The following is a 15,388-nucleotide window of genomic DNA, read 5'->3' on the forward strand; positions in this document are numbered from 1 at the left end:
TAAGAACTATATGAAAACAAATAAAATATTAGCAATAGGCTTACTTGCTGCCGCTACAGTGTTGACTACCGGTTGCAGTGACAGTTTTCTTGAGGTGGAAAATCCGACAGGTGAACCATTGGAAGATTATTATACTACGGATGAGCATATTCAGGAAGCTCTGATTGCCGCCTATGACCCTCTCCATTGGCCAGATTGGGGATTGGGACAGTACAATGCCTTGAATATTGACGGTGAAATTATGGGCGATAATTTTTGGGTAGGTGGTGCAACCAAGACCGATATGCAGAATTGGCATATGTTGTTTAATTATGAGGCTAATGAAAATAATACACTTGGCTCTCTTTGGACAGTGGACTATTCTGGTATCAAACGTTGTAATGACTTACTGAAATATCTTGATTGGGGTACTGATGTTACTGAGGCCAATCGTAAACTCTATGAGATGCAAGCCCGTTTACTACGTGTTTTCTATTATAATATGTTGTGGCATTATTTTGGTAATGTACCTTTCTATTTGGAGAATCTTTCCGAACCTCCTTATACGGCTCCGCAATATACTGCCGATCAGGTTTATGCTGAGTTGATCGCAGAACTTGAAGCTGTAATTGACTCTAAGGTGTTACCTTTGAAATATTATAAAACAATCAAAGAAGGTAAAGAAGTTGACGACGAAGGTCAGTTGGGACGTGTCACTCAAGCTATGGCTTATATGGTATATGCTGAAATGGTAATGTATCAGAATGATGAAAGTCGTTTCTCAAAAGCTTTAGGTTATATGAAGGAGCTTATTGATAGTCCTAGCTTTAGATTGAATCCTAGTTTTGCCAACATCTGGGAAACGGAAGGTGAATGGTGTGACGAATCTATCTGGGAAATTAATTATGAGCAAACTAATAACGAACGTGGCTGGGGAAGTCCGTTAGCTGTTGGTGGTACAGTGCTTCCTACTCTGATTTCTCCTAACTCTTTCCCAGGTGATGATGGTTGGTCAAAGGGTAATGATGGCTGGGGATTTATGCCCATGCGTCTTGAAACTTATCAAATGTTTAGTGAACAAGACAAACGTCGTGATGCAACTTGCTGGGTGATTGCCGAAGATGTAGAATATACGAAACGTTATCAAGATACTCATATTTGGTTACAAAAATATCGTCCGTATGATAAGAACTTCAAGCAGTCTTCCGGTGACCAGAATTTGAACTATAATAACAATTATCGTTATTATCGTTATGCTGAGACATTACTAAATGCTGCAGAACTTTCTCTTCGTACAGGTGGAAGTGGTACAGGTGAGGCTAAGACATGGTTGAACGAAGTTCGCACCCGTGCCGGTTTGGCTGGACTTGCAAACGTTACGGTTGACGATGTACTTACAGAACGTCGTTTGGAATTTGTAGGTGAAGGCAAGCGTTATTTTGATTTGGTACGTGCTGAAGGAATCAGTGGAGCATCAGCCAGCAATAAGGCTACTACTGCACTGGTCCCCGATGAATATGGTTACCGTACTAATTCTTGGACTGCCAAGAAGAAATACATTCCTATTGCACAAGGAGAGTTGGATTCCGATCCGGCTTTGGTTCAGAATGCTTATAAATAGTTTACCATAACTCCATTAATAAATAATTGATATGAAAAATATATTTAAATATATGGCAGGCGTGTTGGTTGCTGGTTTTGCAATGACTTCATGTTCGCCTGAAGATTTTACGGGAGCCAATGGCAATATCCCACAAGCATCGGATTATACTGATAACTTTAAAGTTACTGTAGATCAGACAACCAATTATGCAAACTTTGAATTTACTTCTGCTCCTGGAGTGTCTCCTATTTGGATAATTGACGGCGCTTATCAAGCCTCATATGGTTTTTCCAAATATTATCGTAAAAAAGGTTCATATACAGTAGAATGTAAAGTAAAGAACGCAAATGGCATTAGTGATGGTTCGATAACCAAAACCTTTGAAATAGAGAAGACTATTATGAACGGTTTTGGTGGTTTTGTGGAAGATAGTGAATTTAACATGTTTAAGGGAGTAACTTTCAATGTGGCATCTTTCTACTATGCTCCAGGATGGGGGCAGATTGCAGATCCAAAATATACTTATCAGAATGGTGCATTTGTTGTTTCCTTACCGGAAGCTACTACCGATCAGTGGCAAGCTCAGATGCATGTGGAATTGGATAAGGTAATTGCTTTGTCAGTGGATAAAACCTATGATTTTTCGGTGATAATCACTTCTACTACCAAACATCCGGGCGTGACGGTTAAAGTACAGCAGAAAGGTGATGACAATACGTTTATCAATATGCAGCGTGTGGCTTTAGATGCTAATGAGCCTAAGTGTATATGGTTCAGTAACGTACCCGGTGTGAATATTACCGATTTGAAGTTTGCACTTGATTTTGGTGGTAATGAAGCTAATACGGATATTACTTTGGAAAGCTTTGTCTTGAAAGACCATGCTAATGATGACGGTACGGAAATTCCTGAAGTACAAGAGCCTGAACCTTCTTGGGTGAAGGTGGATAGTGAAGACAATCTTTGGAACGGGGCAACCTTTACCAATACTTTCTTCTATGCAAACCCGGATTGGAGTGCTAGACCTAATCCAGATTTAGTGGTGGATGGAAATGCTTATACACTCACTTTCCCTGATGCTACTGAAGCACAATGGCAGAACCAGTTCTCGTTTGTTACAGATTTGTCAGCCGATACAGAAACTGCCTATGATTTCTGTGTCACTCTAAATCCTAGTACTGATTTGAAGGGGGTAACAGTAAAACTGGTTCAGACTGATGAACCTGATGTCAAACATGATGATAACTTCTTCTTTGCAGAACAGACGGATTTGTTGGGTAATGAAGATAATAAATTTTGGGTTGCAAATAAAAAGGCGCCTAAAGATATGCATGCTATATCTTTAGTCTTGGATTTTGGTGGAAATCCTGCTGACACAAAAGTGACTATTAAAGATATTATTTTCCAGACTCATAGAGATTGATGGCTAGTATTAGATAGAATATTGGTCTGCTAAAAGCAGTGAATAATAAAAAGGGGGAAGGATGTGGGTTATCTTGGCAATTGCTGGAGTTTCATCCTTTCCCTTTTTCTCTACTTATGTTGTAAAATATATATATATATGAAATACTATTGTCTATTATCTATTCTTTTGTTTTCGTTGATTGCTTGTGGCAGTAGCGATGACAAGGAACCGCAATCCGAGGATGTTACCATTAAATGTTCTCCTGAAAAGATAGAGGCTGTTGCACAAGCTAGCCAATATGTGGTGAATGTGGTTTGTTCTGGTAAAGAGTGGACAGCTTTTGCCTCTGATGATTGCAGTTCATGGGTCAAAGTAAATGTAATGGGTTCTTCTTCTAGCCAAGGCACAGCGACAGTTATAGTCAGTGCTCATACGGGTACTACTTCTCGTACTGGTACGGTGGTGGTTAAATCTGGTGCTACTCGTGTATCTATTCCTCTTACGCAAGCGGCTCCTTTATCAGTGTCACAGACTGAGTTGTATTCTAATTCTATAGGAGAATCTTTTGTCTTATCTGTTATTGCTTCTGGCGAATGGAATGTGAAATCCAATGATAGTTGGATTAGCGCAGAAAAAAATAGTGGGGAAATTGTTGTGACCACTTTAGCTAATGATGCAAAGATTTCCCGTACGGGTACAGTTGAGGTTGTGGCTGGTGCAGAGAAAGTAACGGTAACAGTTATTCAAGAATCGGCTGAAGATCTGGATATCAATACTCCTGAGGGGTATCGGTTGGTTTGGCATGATGAATTTAATGAGGGCACATCTCTTGGCAATGATTGGACACACGAGGTTCAAGGAGCAGGGTGGGTAAATAATGAACTTCAAAATTACGTCAATGGTTCTGCTGACGGAAAGCGTGTGACAGAACTTGTGGACGGTAAGTTGAATATTAATTGTTTCAAAGGCTCCGATGGTAAAATTTACTCTGGTCGTGTGTATGCTAAAGTGAATACTGGTTGGGAATATGGCTATTTTGAAGCACGTATCATGTTGCCTGAAGGCAAGGGGACGTGGCCGGCTTTTTGGATGATGCCAGTTGGTAATGACTGGAATACTAACCCATGGCCCATGTGTGGTGAAATAGACATTATGGAGGAAGTGGGAGTCGTACCCAACGAAGTCTCTTCGTCTATCCATACGCAAGATTATAATCATACTATAGGTACGCAGAAAACACATGCCATGACTATAGAACAGGCAGAAGGAGAATTTCATCTCTATGCTTTAGAGTGGACAGAAGATGCCATCACTACATACGTGGATGGCAAGGTACAGTTGGCTGTTACCAAGCAACAATTGGGAGCTGGTCATAATCAATGGCCTTTCCATTATGCTTTCTATCCCATTCTGAATCTGGCTTGGGGCGGTGATTGGGGTGGAATGAACGGTGTGGATGAGTCTGCTCTTCCTGTAACGATGAAGGTGGACTATGTACGCGTGTTTCAGAAAAAATAGAGCCTTCATATTTAAATTTTATTTAAATATGAAGGCTGAATGTTTTTTATTTATAACATAAATACCTTATGCTTTAGGACAATTGATAATGAAAAAAGAAAAAATATTTATTTTTATCTGTTTAGTTTTGTTGTCTGCCTGTTCTCCTTCTTCTCTAGACGGTATTGTAATAGAGAAAGCGGCAGACGGTTATAAACTTTCCATTGACGGAAGAGAAACCTATATTAAAGGCGTAGGCGGCACATATCGGTTGGACATTGCCGCCCAGAGTGGTGCCAATGCCTTCAGAACCTGGGGAGGTAATGTGGAGGAGATAAAGAAAAACCTGGCATTGGCTTCGGAGCACAACATGTACGTAATGCAGGGAATAGGCATGACCAAAGACTCTATACGCTATTACGATGATGAATATAAGAACAAGATGCGCGAAGAAGTCCGCTTGTTGGCAGAAACGTTCAAGAATGATACGAGTTTGCTGGCTTGGGGTATTGGCAATGAAATTGAGTTGGGAAATGCTAATATAGCTGCCGCATGGAATTTTGTGGAAGAACTGGCACAGCTGATTAAGTCGATAGACAAGCGTCATCTGGTTTCGACAGTGATTTCCTACAATCCGTCGGCATTGGACTCTGTGGCAAAGTATGCTCCGTCTCTCGATTATGTGGGCATCAATGTATATGGTCCGATGGGAGAGGTGCAGGCTGTTGTTGACCGGTCGGACTACAAGGGTGCATTTATGATTACCGAGTGGGGACCGACCGGTTGGTGGGAAACAGCGTCAACCGAGTGGAAGGCACCCATAGAGCAGACCAGTGAAGAAAAACGGCAGGTATACGAAGAGCGTTATACGCAATATATTTCTGCCAATACCCGTTGCTTGGGCTCTTTTGTATTCTTGTGGGGACAAAAAGAAGAACGTACGCCTACTTGGTTCAGTATGTTTGTAGAGGATAAGGTGGATTCACTGCCATTGAAAGGAGAGAAAACTCCTATGGTGGAGGCCATGCAAAGAGTGTGGACCGGCAAGGAATTGGATGAAACGGCTCCGATAGTTCGGGGCATGACTATCGATGGTAAAAGTGCCATTGATAATGTCCGTATCAAAGCAGGTACTTTATTTAAGGCGGAGGTTTCCGTCACAGATAAGGAGAACGATTCTTTGGCTTATGTGTGGGAAGTACTGAAAGAGGCTACAGTCTTGGGTTTTGGAGGTTCTTATGAGCCACGTCCGGAAAGAATGGGTGACGTGGCCGTGTCAGACAAGAATGTGTATGAGACTATGATTAAAGTTCCCGGGGAATATCGTTTGTACGTATATGTACTTGATAATACGGGCTTTGTCTCAACAGCAAATATTCCATTTCAAGTAATAGATTAAAGATGAAAACAATGAAAATGCTCTCTGCTTGTTTATTGCTGCTTCCTTTTATATCTTGTACTCAAGTGCAGGATACAAAAAATGACGCAGTCATCGAGCAGAAAATAGAAACGCTGTTGTCCAGTATGACATTGGAGGAAAAGATAGGGCAGATGAACCAGATTTCTTCTTATGGCAACATAGAGGATATGAGCGGATTGATAAAGAAAGGTGAAGTCGGGTCTATCCTGAATGAAGTAGATCCGGTGCGTGTCAATGCCTTGCAGCGTGTGGCAATGGAGGAGTCCCGCTTGGGCATCCCCTTGCTGATGGCGCGTGATGTAATCCATGGTTTCAAGACCATATTCCCTATTCCCTTGGGACAAGCGGCATCTTTCAACCCGCAGGTGGCTAAGGATGGTGCACGGGTAGCGGCTGTGGAGGCTTCTGCCGTGGGTATCCGCTGGACATTTGCGCCGATGATAGATGTGGCTCGCGATCCCCGTTGGGGGCGTATGGCCGAAGGATGTGGCGAAGATACTTATTTGACTTCAGTGATGGGTGTTGCTATGGTTGAAGGTTTCCAGGGAGATTCGCTGAACAGTCCGACTTCCATAGCCGCATGTCCTAAACATTTTGTAGGTTATGGTGCTGCCGAGGGCGGGCGTGATTATAATTCCACTTTCATTCCGGAGCGTCGTTTGAGGGATGTATACCTTCCTCCTTTTGAAGCTGTGGCCAAGGCAGGGGCAGCCACTTTCATGACTTCGTTTAATGACAATGACGGAGCACCGTCTACCGGAAACACTTTTATTTTGAAAGATGTGCTTCGTGGTGAATGGGGATTTGATGGAATAGTAGTGTCAGACTGGGCTTCGGTAGCCGAAATGATGGCACATGGCTTTGCTGCCGATTCTAAAGAGGCAGCAATGAAGGCGGTGAATGCTGGTGTGGATATGGAGATGGTCAGCTATACGTTTGTCAAGGAATTGCCGGAATTGATAAAAGAAGGTAAGGTCAAGAAGTCTGCTATAGACGATGCCGTGCGGAATATTCTGCGTATCAAATTCCGGTTGGGACTGTTTGATAATCCTTATGTGGATGAGAAACGGATAGAGGAACTTTATGCTCCTTCTCATCTGGAGGCTGCCAAGCAAGCTGCTGTGGAATCGGCCATCTTGTTGAAGAACGAAAAGGAGACATTGCCTTTGCAATCTTCGGTAAAGACGGTTGCTGTGGTAGGTCCGATGGCAAATGCACCTTATGACCAATTGGGTACCTGGATATTTGATGGTGACAAGACAAAAACCGTGACACCGTTGAAGGCTATCAAGGAACTGGTGGGGGACAAAGTGCAGGTGATATACGAGCCGGGTCTGACTTATAGCCGTGACAAGAATATGGCAGGTGTTGCCAAAGCCGCTGCTGCCGCTGCACGTGCTGATGTTATTTTGGCGTTTGTAGGCGAAGAGGCTATTCTTTCAGGAGAGGCGCATTGCCTGGCCGACCTGAACCTGCAAGGTGCGCAAAGCGAACTGATTGCCGCTTTGGCGAAAACAGGAAAACCGGTGGTTACTGTCGTAATGGCAGGGCGTCCGTTGACCATAGGAAAGGAAGTCGAACTCTCGTCAGCTGTACTTTATTCGTTCCATCCCGGAACCATGGGAGGACCGGCATTGGCCGACTTGCTGTGGGGTAAGGCTGTGCCAAGTGGCAAGACTCCGGTGACTTTCCCGAAGATGGTAGGACAGATACCGGTTTATTATGCTCATAACAGTTCCGGACGTCCGGCTACGCGGAATGAGGTTTTGCTGAATGACATTCCGTTAGAAGCGGGGCAGACTTCGTTGGGATGTACTTCTTTCTATATGGATGCAGGTTTCGATCCGCTGTATCCGTTTGGCTACGGTCTGTCGTATACGACGTTCAAATATGATAATGTGAAACTCTCGTCTGCCAATCTGAAGAAGGAAGATGTGCTGACTGTGACTTTCGACCTTGAGAATACCGGAAAGTATGAAGGTACCGAGGTAGCCCAGCTTTACGTGCAGGACAAGTTTGCTTCGGTGACCCGTCCGGTGAAAGAGCTGAAACGCTTTGCTCGCGTCACATTGAAGCCGGGTGAGAAGAAAAATGTATCGTTTGAACTTCCGATAAGTGAACTTGCTTTCTGGAATATAGATATGGTGAAGACGGTGGAAGCCGGAGACTTTGCTCTTTGGGTGGCACCGGATAGCCAAAGTGGAGAAGAAGTTTTCTTTAAGGTAGTAGATTGATTGTTGATTTAAGGTTAAAAAGAGAAGGGGCGGACCGTGACGGTTCGCCCCTTCTGCTTTCTTCTTTATAAGCCCCGCCTTCCGGCAAATAACTCATCGCTTATCACTTATAACTTTCTTATATCCATACACCGCATTGTTTCCCAACTCTTCTTCGATGCGAAGCAGTTGGTTGTACTTTGCCATACGGTCCGAGCGGCTCAGCGAACCGGTCTTGATTTGTCCGCTGTTGGTAGCTACGGCTATGTCCGCAATGGTTGCATCTTCGGTTTCGCCGGAACGGTGGGAAGTCACGGTGGTATATCCGTGGCGGTGTGCCATTTCGATGGCGTTCAGTGTCTCGGTCAGCGAACCTATCTGGTTTACTTTAATCAGTATGGAGTTGGCACAGCCTTTTTCGATACCCATTGCGAGGAAGTCCACATTGGTGACGAACAAGTCGTCGCCTACCAACTGGCAGCGGTTGCCGATACGGTCGGTCAGTTTCTTCCAGCCGTCCCAGTCGTTCTCGCTCATGCCGTCTTCAATGGAGTCGATGGGATACTTGTTGATTAACTCTTCCAGATAGTCAATCTGTTCGTCGGCAGTACGTTTCTTGCCTTTTTCGCCTTCGAATTTGGTGTAATCGTAGATGCCATCATGGTAGAACTCGGAAGAAGCGCAGTCCATGGCAATCATTACATCTTTGCCCGGTTCGTATCCGGCAGCCTTGATAGCGGCAATGATGGAGTTCAAGGCATCTTCTGTACCCTCCAGATTAGGAGCAAAGCCTCCTTCATCACCTACTGCTGTGCTGAGGCCGCGGTCTTTCAGCACTTTCTTCAGTGCGTGGAACACTTCGGCACCCATACGCAGACCTTCATGGAAAGACGTGGCACCTACGGGGCGTATCATGAATTCCTGGAACGCAATGGGAGCGTCACTGTGCGAACCGCCGTTGATGATGTTCATCATCGGTACAGGCATCACGTATGTGTTTGTTCCGCCGATATAGCGGTAGAGTGGGATGTCAAGGTAAGCGGCGGCAGCCTTGGCTACAGCAAGAGATACGCCGAGGATGGCATTGGCACCCAGATTGGCTTTCGTTTTGGTTCCGTCCAGTGCAAGCATGGCATGGTCGATACCCATCTGGTCGAGGGCGGACATACCGATGAGCTTGGGAGCAATGATATTATTGATATTGTCCACGGCTTTCAGGACACCTTTGCCTCCGTAACGTTTTTTGTCACCGTCACGCAGTTCCAATGCTTCGTGTTCTCCCGTGGATGCTCCTGACGGGACAGATGCACGGCCTATGAAGCCGGATTCCAAGGTTACGTCTACTTCTACAGTTGGGTTACCTCTTGAATCGAGGATTTCACGTCCGATAATCTTCTCTATTTTCATATTCAGTCAATTTTAATTATAAACTATCTTACTAACAAATGAAAACAAGGAATTGTTTTTCGTTTTTAATCCTTTATTGTAATGCCTAAAAGAGCAGTCAACTCCATGGCTTGGGAAGTATTGACGATGGCTCCCCGTATGTCGGGCAGGTTGAGGCGTATACCTCCTATGTGCGAGTCGCTCAAGTCGATTCCTCTTAGAGGGGTGTGTGAAAACTCGGATTCTACCAGCTCACAGTTTTCAAAGGCGATGGAGGCAAGTTTGCAGTCGTTGACGTCGCTGTTGCGCAAGTCACAAGAGGTGAAGCGGGCTTGATTGATTTTACTCATGGAAAGATTGAGGTATCTGGCATTGCAGTCCTTCATTGTCAGATGGTTCAATATTGTTTCCGGCAGATTGGTTCCCACCAGTTTGCAGGATATGAATTCCACTCTGAACAGAGAACTTTCGGCAAATGAGATGTTGGAAAGGTCGCAATGTTCAAAACGTACATCAGTGAAATGGCAGGATTTCAGTTTGCAGGCGCTGAATTGGATATGACTGAAAGTACAGTTGGTGATGCTTTTGTAGGAATACTCCATGTGTTCCTCTGTCCGTTTACCGAAGTGAAGGTCTCTGACAGTTTCTTCCGTATTCAGCCATTCTTCCAATGATTTGGAACTTTCACTTTGTCCCTCTAAGGTAGGAGGGATGATGCGTACGGGAGGCATGACAAAAGGCTTGCTGGGTTTCATAGGGGGGGGTGGGTTATATACAGCGTCCGAAGGCGCCGCCGGCGAAGGCTGCCAGGACTCCTAATGTGATACTTAATAAGGTATATAAGGCAAACATTCCGTAGAATTCTTGCTTTATCAGAATCAGTCCGTCATTGCTGAAAGTGGAGAAGGTGGTGAATCCTCCGCACAGACCGGTAGTCAGCAACAGCCGTACCTCAGTAGAAAGGTTGAAACGGGCGGATAAGGTATAGAATAGCCCGATGAGGAAACTTCCGAGGATATTGACTGTGAATGTAGTCCATGGGAAAGAGTAGGGGACTATGCGCTCGTGGAGCATCATCTGCACGCAGTAGCGCAGTACGCTGCCGGTACCGCCGCCAAGGAATATAGCTATCAGTAATCTAGTCATAGGTTTTCTGGGGTTGGTTTTGGCTGCAAAGGTAGTGAAGACAAAGGAATTTCAGTAAATCATAGCCCGAAATTTCATAAAGCGATTCTGTACTGGGGGAAGTAGTTATTGGTGGGATGTATATAATTTTGATATTTGATATGAGTGATTGCCAATCTTGGTTCCGGATAGTTCGTGATGGGGCAGAAGCGATTTACTAAATCTTGGAGGAAGATTTAGTAAATCGTTGCCGGAGATTTAGTAAAATGTCCGGGAGATTTTAGTAAACGAGTAGAAGGGGCTTTGGAAGGATGACTGGTTTGTCTGTATTTTTGGATACGGTAATAACTAGTGAAACTTGAGCCACTCTTGAAATTGAGGTCTTAACCGTTCAAATGCCATATTGTAGAGACCTCTCTAGAACCTTGTCTTGATAATCAGCGATTTATTTTCATTGGCTGTAGAGATTGTATCCATTCCTTCTCATTCTCTTCCTGCCTTTCTTTCTTCACTTGTAGAGAAGGGTTGTTCTTAATTTGTTGTTTTTTAGAGTTTTAACGAAATTGGTTGTAGATGTCATTTCCTTGTATTCCCGTCATTCACACCCTAACTTTGCAACATCGAATTCAAGAGAATGAAAGTTTATCGTTGAGGCCTCACGATGGATCTCCACTTCTTGAAAGAGAGGAAAAGGCTTCGGCCTATTTATTACATTATTATATTAACTTTCTAAAACATTAAAAATTATGGGACTTCAGTATGTAGTGGCAAAGAGAATCTTTGGTTTTGACAAGGACAAAAATGTAAAGTATGTAGCTAAATCCGTAGGAGCGGGTGAATTGGATTTTGATAAGTTGTGTGCCAAAGTGAGCCGTATTCTTGGTATTCACAGAAAGACGGTGGACTTAGTGGCTGCAGGACTGGTGGACATCATGTCGGAAGAAATAGACGATGGAAAGACTGTTCGTTTAGGTGATTTCGGATTGTTCCGCCCTTCTTTTGTAGGGAAGAGTGCTGATACGGAGGCTGGCGTTTCGGCCAGTAACATTGTCCGTAAACGTATTCTGTTTTTTCCGGGGAAAGCTTTTAGTCAAATGTTGGGCAATATGAGCGTCACCAAGATGGTGGTTCCCGATACGGACTATACGGATGGAAGTAGCAATGGTGGAGGGGATAACTCCAATCCTTCGGGAGGCAATGACGGGGACCAAGGTGAAAATCCTTTGGGATAATTCCAGTGCACGATTAAAGTTGTAAAAATATGGAGGGCGAAGTTTTCGTAGCGATACTTCTCCTTCTATTTTGTTTGTAGGCAGGATATTGTTCAAGGGAAGTTGGTTTTCATGCAAACGTTTGCCGACAAATCATCATCATTTTAGTTTAATTGCGTCAGAGTGTATTTCTTTCCTGCCTATATTTGCATCTGGAACATAATTTTATAAATATAGCATGAGAAACATGAAAGCAATCTGTACAAAATTAGCCTGCTTCCTGCTCGTTTTGTTGGTGAGCGGCGTAGCAATGGCAGAGAGTATTACCTCTCCCAACGGACAACTTCAATTGAATTTTTCGGTAAATGCGCAAGGCGAACCCGTTTACGAACTTTCTTACAAAGGAAAGCCGGTGATTAACCCTTCCAAATTAGGACTCGAACTGAAGAACGACCCCGGTCTGATGAATGGCTTCACGATGGCGGATGCAAAGACTTCCACTTTCGACGAGACTTGGGAACCGGTATGGGGTGAAGTAAAGCAAATCCGTAACCACTACAATGAGCTGGCTGTGACGCTCAACCAAAAGGCGCAGGATAGGAACATCATTATCCGCTTCCGTTTGTTCGACGATGGTATGGGCTTCCGCTATGAATTCCCTTTGCAGAAGAACCTGAACTATTTCGTGATTAAAGAGGAGCGTACTCAGTTTGCCATGACTGGCGACCACACTGCCTTCTGGATTCCGGGCGACTACGATACGCAGGAATATGACTACACAGAATCCAAACTTTCTGAAATCCGCGGGCTGATGAAAGGGGCCATTACGCCTAACTCTTCGCAAACCCCGTTTTCGCCCACCGGTGTTCAGACTTCTTTGCAGATGAAGACTGCTGATGGTTTGTACATCAACTTGCACGAGGCTGCTTTGGTGGATTACTCTTGCATGCACTTGAATCTGGATGATAAGAATTTTGTTTTTGAATCTTGGCTTACTCCCGATGCAGTAGGCGATAAAGGTTATCTGCAAGCTCCCTGCACGTCACCGTGGCGTACGGTTATCGTAAGCGACGATGCTCGTGACATCCTTGCCTCTAAAATCACGCTGAACTTGAACGAACCTTGTGCTTACGAGGACGTTTCCTGGATTAAGCCCGTGAAATACGTAGGTGTATGGTGGGAAATGATTGCAGGTAAGAGCACCTGGGCATATACAGACGACCTTCCCTCCATCAAACTGGGTGAAGTGGACTACTCCAAAATGAAGCCCAATGGCCGTCACGGTGCCACTAACGAAAATGTAAAAAAGTACATCGACTTCGCAGCCGAGCACGGTCTGGACCAAGTATTGGTAGAAGGCTGGAATGAAGGCTGGGAAGACTGGTTTGGCAAATCCAAGGATTATGTATTCGATTTTGTGACCCCTTATCCCGATTTCGACGTGAAGATGCTGAATGAATATGCCAAGAGCAAAGGCGTGAAGCTGATGATGCATCATGAGACATCCGGTTCGGTGCGCAACTACGAACGTCACATGGACAAGGCCTATCAGTTTATGGTGGATAATGGCTACAATGCCGTGAAGAGCGGATATGTAGGTAATATGATTCCCCGTGGTGAACATCATTATGGGCAATGGCTGAACAACCACTACCTCTATGCCGTGAAGAAGGCAGCCGACTACAAAATTTGTGTAAATGCGCACGAAGCTGTACGCCCTACCGGTTTGTGCCGTACTTATCCTAACTTGATTGGCAACGAATCTGCACGAGGAACTGAATATGAGGCATTCGGCGGTAGCAAACCGTTCCATACCACATTGCTTCCATTCAACCGCTTGATTGGCGGTCCGATGGATTATACACCGGGTATCTTCGATACCAAACTTGACTTTATGGGCGATTTGCCCCACGGACAAGTGCAGACTACACTTGCTAAGCAACTCGCTCTGTATGTAACTTTATACAGCCCGTTGCAGATGGCTGCCGACTTGGTTGAGAACTACGAAAAGCACATGGATGCTTTCCAATTCATCAAGGATGTGGCAGTAGACTGGGACGACAGCAAGTACATTGAAGCAGAACCGGGTGATTACATTACCGTGGCCCGTAAGGCAAAAGGAACCGGCAACTGGTTTGTTGGAGGTATTACAGACGAGAATGCACGTACAGCCAACTTTACGCTCGACTTCCTTGAACCGGGCAAGCAATACGTAGCCACTCTCTATGCCGACGGTAAAGATGCTGATTACAAGGAGAACCCTACTTCTTATCAGATAAAGAAGGGTATCGTAACCAGCAAGACCAAAATGTCCGTGAAGGAAGCGCGTAGCGGTGGTTTTGCATTGAGCTTGATTGAAGCGACTCCGGCTGACAAGAAAGCTGTGAAGAAGTGGAGATAATTTAGGGTAGAAAGAGTTTTTATTAGGCATTAGTGAGGCCCCGCAGAAGTCCAATCTTTGCGGGGCTTTTTTTGTGTTAGGGTAAGCTCATTCTTATACCGTAAAAATAGCATCAAGACCCGAGTTTTTGGTAAGTTCGTTCTTTGGGGAAACCTTTATTTTTGCACTCAGATAACAGATTGCATAATCATTAAAAATCAGAGATATGAATACGGATAAGAAAATCAGTCGTCGGGAGGCTTTAAAGCGTATGGGATTTGCCGTGATGAGCAGTGCTATCGCATCTTCCGGCCTACTCTCGTTGGCATCCTGCGAAACAAAAAGGAGTAAGCGTATCATCTTTTATTTTACCGGAACGGGTAACAGTCTTTACATCGCCCGTCAGTTGGCTGGAGAGAACGCAGAATTGTTGAGTATCCCTCAGATGGTGAAACGGGGGAAGTATGAATTTGAGGCAGATGAAATCGGCATCGTTTATCCCATCTACGGTCATATGCCTCCCTATATGGTACGGCAGTTCATTCAGAAAGCAAAACTGAAGGCAGAATACAAGTTTGCTGTCCTCACCTATGGTGCAAGGAAGTGCGATGCGGTAGAGATTTGGGACCGTATATCCCGTAAAGCCGACAATGCGTTCGACTATATCAGCACTATCATCATGGTGGATAACTGGCTACCCAACTTCGACATGAACGAGCAACTCAAGATAGACAAGCACATCCCCGAGAACTTGCAGAAGATAACGGCAGATATCAACAGTCGGCAGCATTGGCACGAACCGGTGACGGAGGAGGAACGGCAACAGCACCAAGGTTTTATGCAGCGGAGTGGACTCGACCCCGAGGTGGGCTTCCTGATGAAAAGCGAGAAGTTCTTTACCGTGACCGATGCTTGTATTGACTGTGGCATCTGTACCTACGTTTGTCCGCGCGGCAACTATGAGCTGACGTCGAGAGGAGTGAAGACGTCCGGTGACTGCGAGTTCTGTTTTGCCTGCATACAGAATTGTCCGCAGAAGGCTATTCAGTTCATAAAGCAGGAAGATGGCTCTTTTCCTGACGGAACGGAGAAGAACCCCAATGCCCGCTATCGTAATGAGCATATTTCGCTAATAGATCTGAAACGGGCAAACAATCAAAAACTATAAT

Annotated in this window: 11 protein-coding genes; 8 read left to right on the forward strand and 3 right to left on the reverse strand. The window is 44.7% G+C overall.

The genetic code is table 11. The features are described from left to right. Positions 1–10: 10 nt before the first annotated feature. The 5 genes from DXD65_RS08045 (at position 11) to bglX (ending at position 8,138) form a co-directional block, all read left to right on the forward strand. Positions 11–1,600 carry a RagB/SusD family nutrient uptake outer membrane protein gene (locus DXD65_RS08045; RefSeq protein ID WP_005826837.1) on the forward strand — a complete coding sequence of 530 codons (1,590 nt, stop codon included), beginning with the start codon at positions 11–13 and terminating at the stop codon, positions 1,598–1,600. Between the two features lie 31 nt (positions 1,601–1,631). Then, positions 1,632–3,005, forward strand: a complete 1,374-nt coding sequence (locus tag DXD65_RS08050; protein ID WP_005826835.1) for a hypothetical protein — start codon at positions 1,632–1,634, stop codon at positions 3,003–3,005. Between the two features lie 138 nt (positions 3,006–3,143). Beyond that, positions 3,144–4,505, forward strand: a complete 1,362-nt coding sequence (locus DXD65_RS08055; RefSeq protein WP_005826833.1) for a family 16 glycosylhydrolase — start codon at positions 3,144–3,146, stop codon at positions 4,503–4,505. A gap of 88 nt (positions 4,506–4,593) precedes the next feature. Continuing rightward, entirely contained in the window at positions 4,594–5,883 is a 1,290-nt protein-coding gene (locus DXD65_RS08060) for a glycoside hydrolase family 2 TIM barrel-domain containing protein (RefSeq protein WP_005826831.1), read from the forward strand. A 2-nt stretch (positions 5,884–5,885) separates the two neighbouring features. Next, on the forward strand, positions 5,886–8,138 hold the full coding sequence (gene bglX, locus DXD65_RS08065; protein WP_005826828.1) for a beta-glucosidase BglX: 2,253 nt from the start codon (positions 5,886–5,888) through the stop codon (positions 8,136–8,138). 93 nt (positions 8,139–8,231) lie between these two features. Here the strand turns inward: bglX and eno are convergent, their stop codons facing one another. From eno to crcB, 3 genes are all read right to left on the reverse strand, one after another. Further along, positions 8,232–9,524: a phosphopyruvate hydratase gene (eno, locus tag DXD65_RS08070; protein WP_117887532.1), complete on the reverse strand. Its 1,293-nt coding sequence runs from the start codon at positions 9,522–9,524 to the stop codon at positions 8,232–8,234. Positions 9,525–9,589: 65 nt separating this feature from the next. Further along, positions 9,590–10,258 (reverse strand): pentapeptide repeat-containing protein, encoded by a 669-nt coding sequence (locus DXD65_RS08075; protein ID WP_016273353.1) that lies wholly within the window; start codon positions 10,256–10,258, stop codon positions 9,590–9,592. A gap of 13 nt (positions 10,259–10,271) precedes the next feature. Beyond that, complete coding sequence (gene crcB / locus DXD65_RS08080) at positions 10,272–10,649, reverse strand: fluoride efflux transporter CrcB (RefSeq protein WP_117887533.1); 378 nt, start codon at positions 10,647–10,649, stop codon at positions 10,272–10,274. A gap of 725 nt (positions 10,650–11,374) precedes the next feature. Between crcB and DXD65_RS08085 the strand changes: the two genes are divergently transcribed. The 3 genes from DXD65_RS08085 (at position 11,375) to DXD65_RS08095 (ending at position 15,387) form a co-directional block, all read left to right on the forward strand. Further along, positions 11,375–11,860: a DsbA family protein gene (locus DXD65_RS08085; RefSeq protein ID WP_005835937.1), complete on the forward strand. Its 486-nt coding sequence runs from the start codon at positions 11,375–11,377 to the stop codon at positions 11,858–11,860. A 217-nt stretch (positions 11,861–12,077) separates the two neighbouring features. After that, on the forward strand, positions 12,078–14,240 hold the full coding sequence (locus DXD65_RS08090) for a glycoside hydrolase family 97 protein (RefSeq protein ID WP_005826812.1): 2,163 nt from the start codon (positions 12,078–12,080) through the stop codon (positions 14,238–14,240). Between the two features lie 205 nt (positions 14,241–14,445). Beyond that, on the forward strand, positions 14,446–15,387 hold the full coding sequence (locus tag DXD65_RS08095) for an EFR1 family ferrodoxin (RefSeq protein ID WP_117887534.1): 942 nt from the start codon (positions 14,446–14,448) through the stop codon (positions 15,385–15,387). The last annotated feature ends 1 nt before the right edge of the window (position 15,388 follow it).

It is taken from the genome of Bacteroides sp. 4_1_36 (assembly GCF_003466325.1).
Taxonomy (GTDB): domain Bacteria; phylum Bacteroidota; class Bacteroidia; order Bacteroidales; family Bacteroidaceae; genus Bacteroides; species Bacteroides uniformis.

What these genes read in the sequence shown, in the direction of transcription:
- DXD65_RS08045 (WP_005826837.1), top strand. Translation starts at nt 11, where the DNA reads ATGAAAACAAATAAAATATTAGCAATAGGCTTACTTGCTGCCGCTACA.
- DXD65_RS08050 (WP_005826835.1), top strand. Translation starts at nt 1,632, where the DNA reads ATGAAAAATATATTTAAATATATGGCAGGCGTGTTGGTTGCTGGTTTT.
- DXD65_RS08055 (WP_005826833.1), top strand. Translation starts at nt 3,144, where the DNA reads ATGAAATACTATTGTCTATTATCTATTCTTTTGTTTTCGTTGATTGCT.
- DXD65_RS08060 (WP_005826831.1), top strand. Translation starts at nt 4,594, where the DNA reads ATGAAAAAAGAAAAAATATTTATTTTTATCTGTTTAGTTTTGTTGTCT.
- bglX (WP_005826828.1), top strand. Translation starts at nt 5,886, where the DNA reads ATGAAAACAATGAAAATGCTCTCTGCTTGTTTATTGCTGCTTCCTTTT.
- eno (WP_117887532.1), bottom strand. Translation starts at nt 9,524, where the DNA reads ATGAAAATAGAGAAGATTATCGGACGTGAAATCCTCGATTCAAGAGGT.
- DXD65_RS08075 (WP_016273353.1), bottom strand. Translation starts at nt 10,258, where the DNA reads ATGAAACCCAGCAAGCCTTTTGTCATGCCTCCCGTACGCATCATCCCT.
- crcB (WP_117887533.1), bottom strand. Translation starts at nt 10,649, where the DNA reads ATGACTAGATTACTGATAGCTATATTCCTTGGCGGCGGTACCGGCAGC.
- DXD65_RS08085 (WP_005835937.1), top strand. Translation starts at nt 11,375, where the DNA reads ATGGGACTTCAGTATGTAGTGGCAAAGAGAATCTTTGGTTTTGACAAG.
- DXD65_RS08090 (WP_005826812.1), top strand. Translation starts at nt 12,078, where the DNA reads ATGAGAAACATGAAAGCAATCTGTACAAAATTAGCCTGCTTCCTGCTC.
- DXD65_RS08095 (WP_117887534.1), top strand. Translation starts at nt 14,446, where the DNA reads ATGAATACGGATAAGAAAATCAGTCGTCGGGAGGCTTTAAAGCGTATG.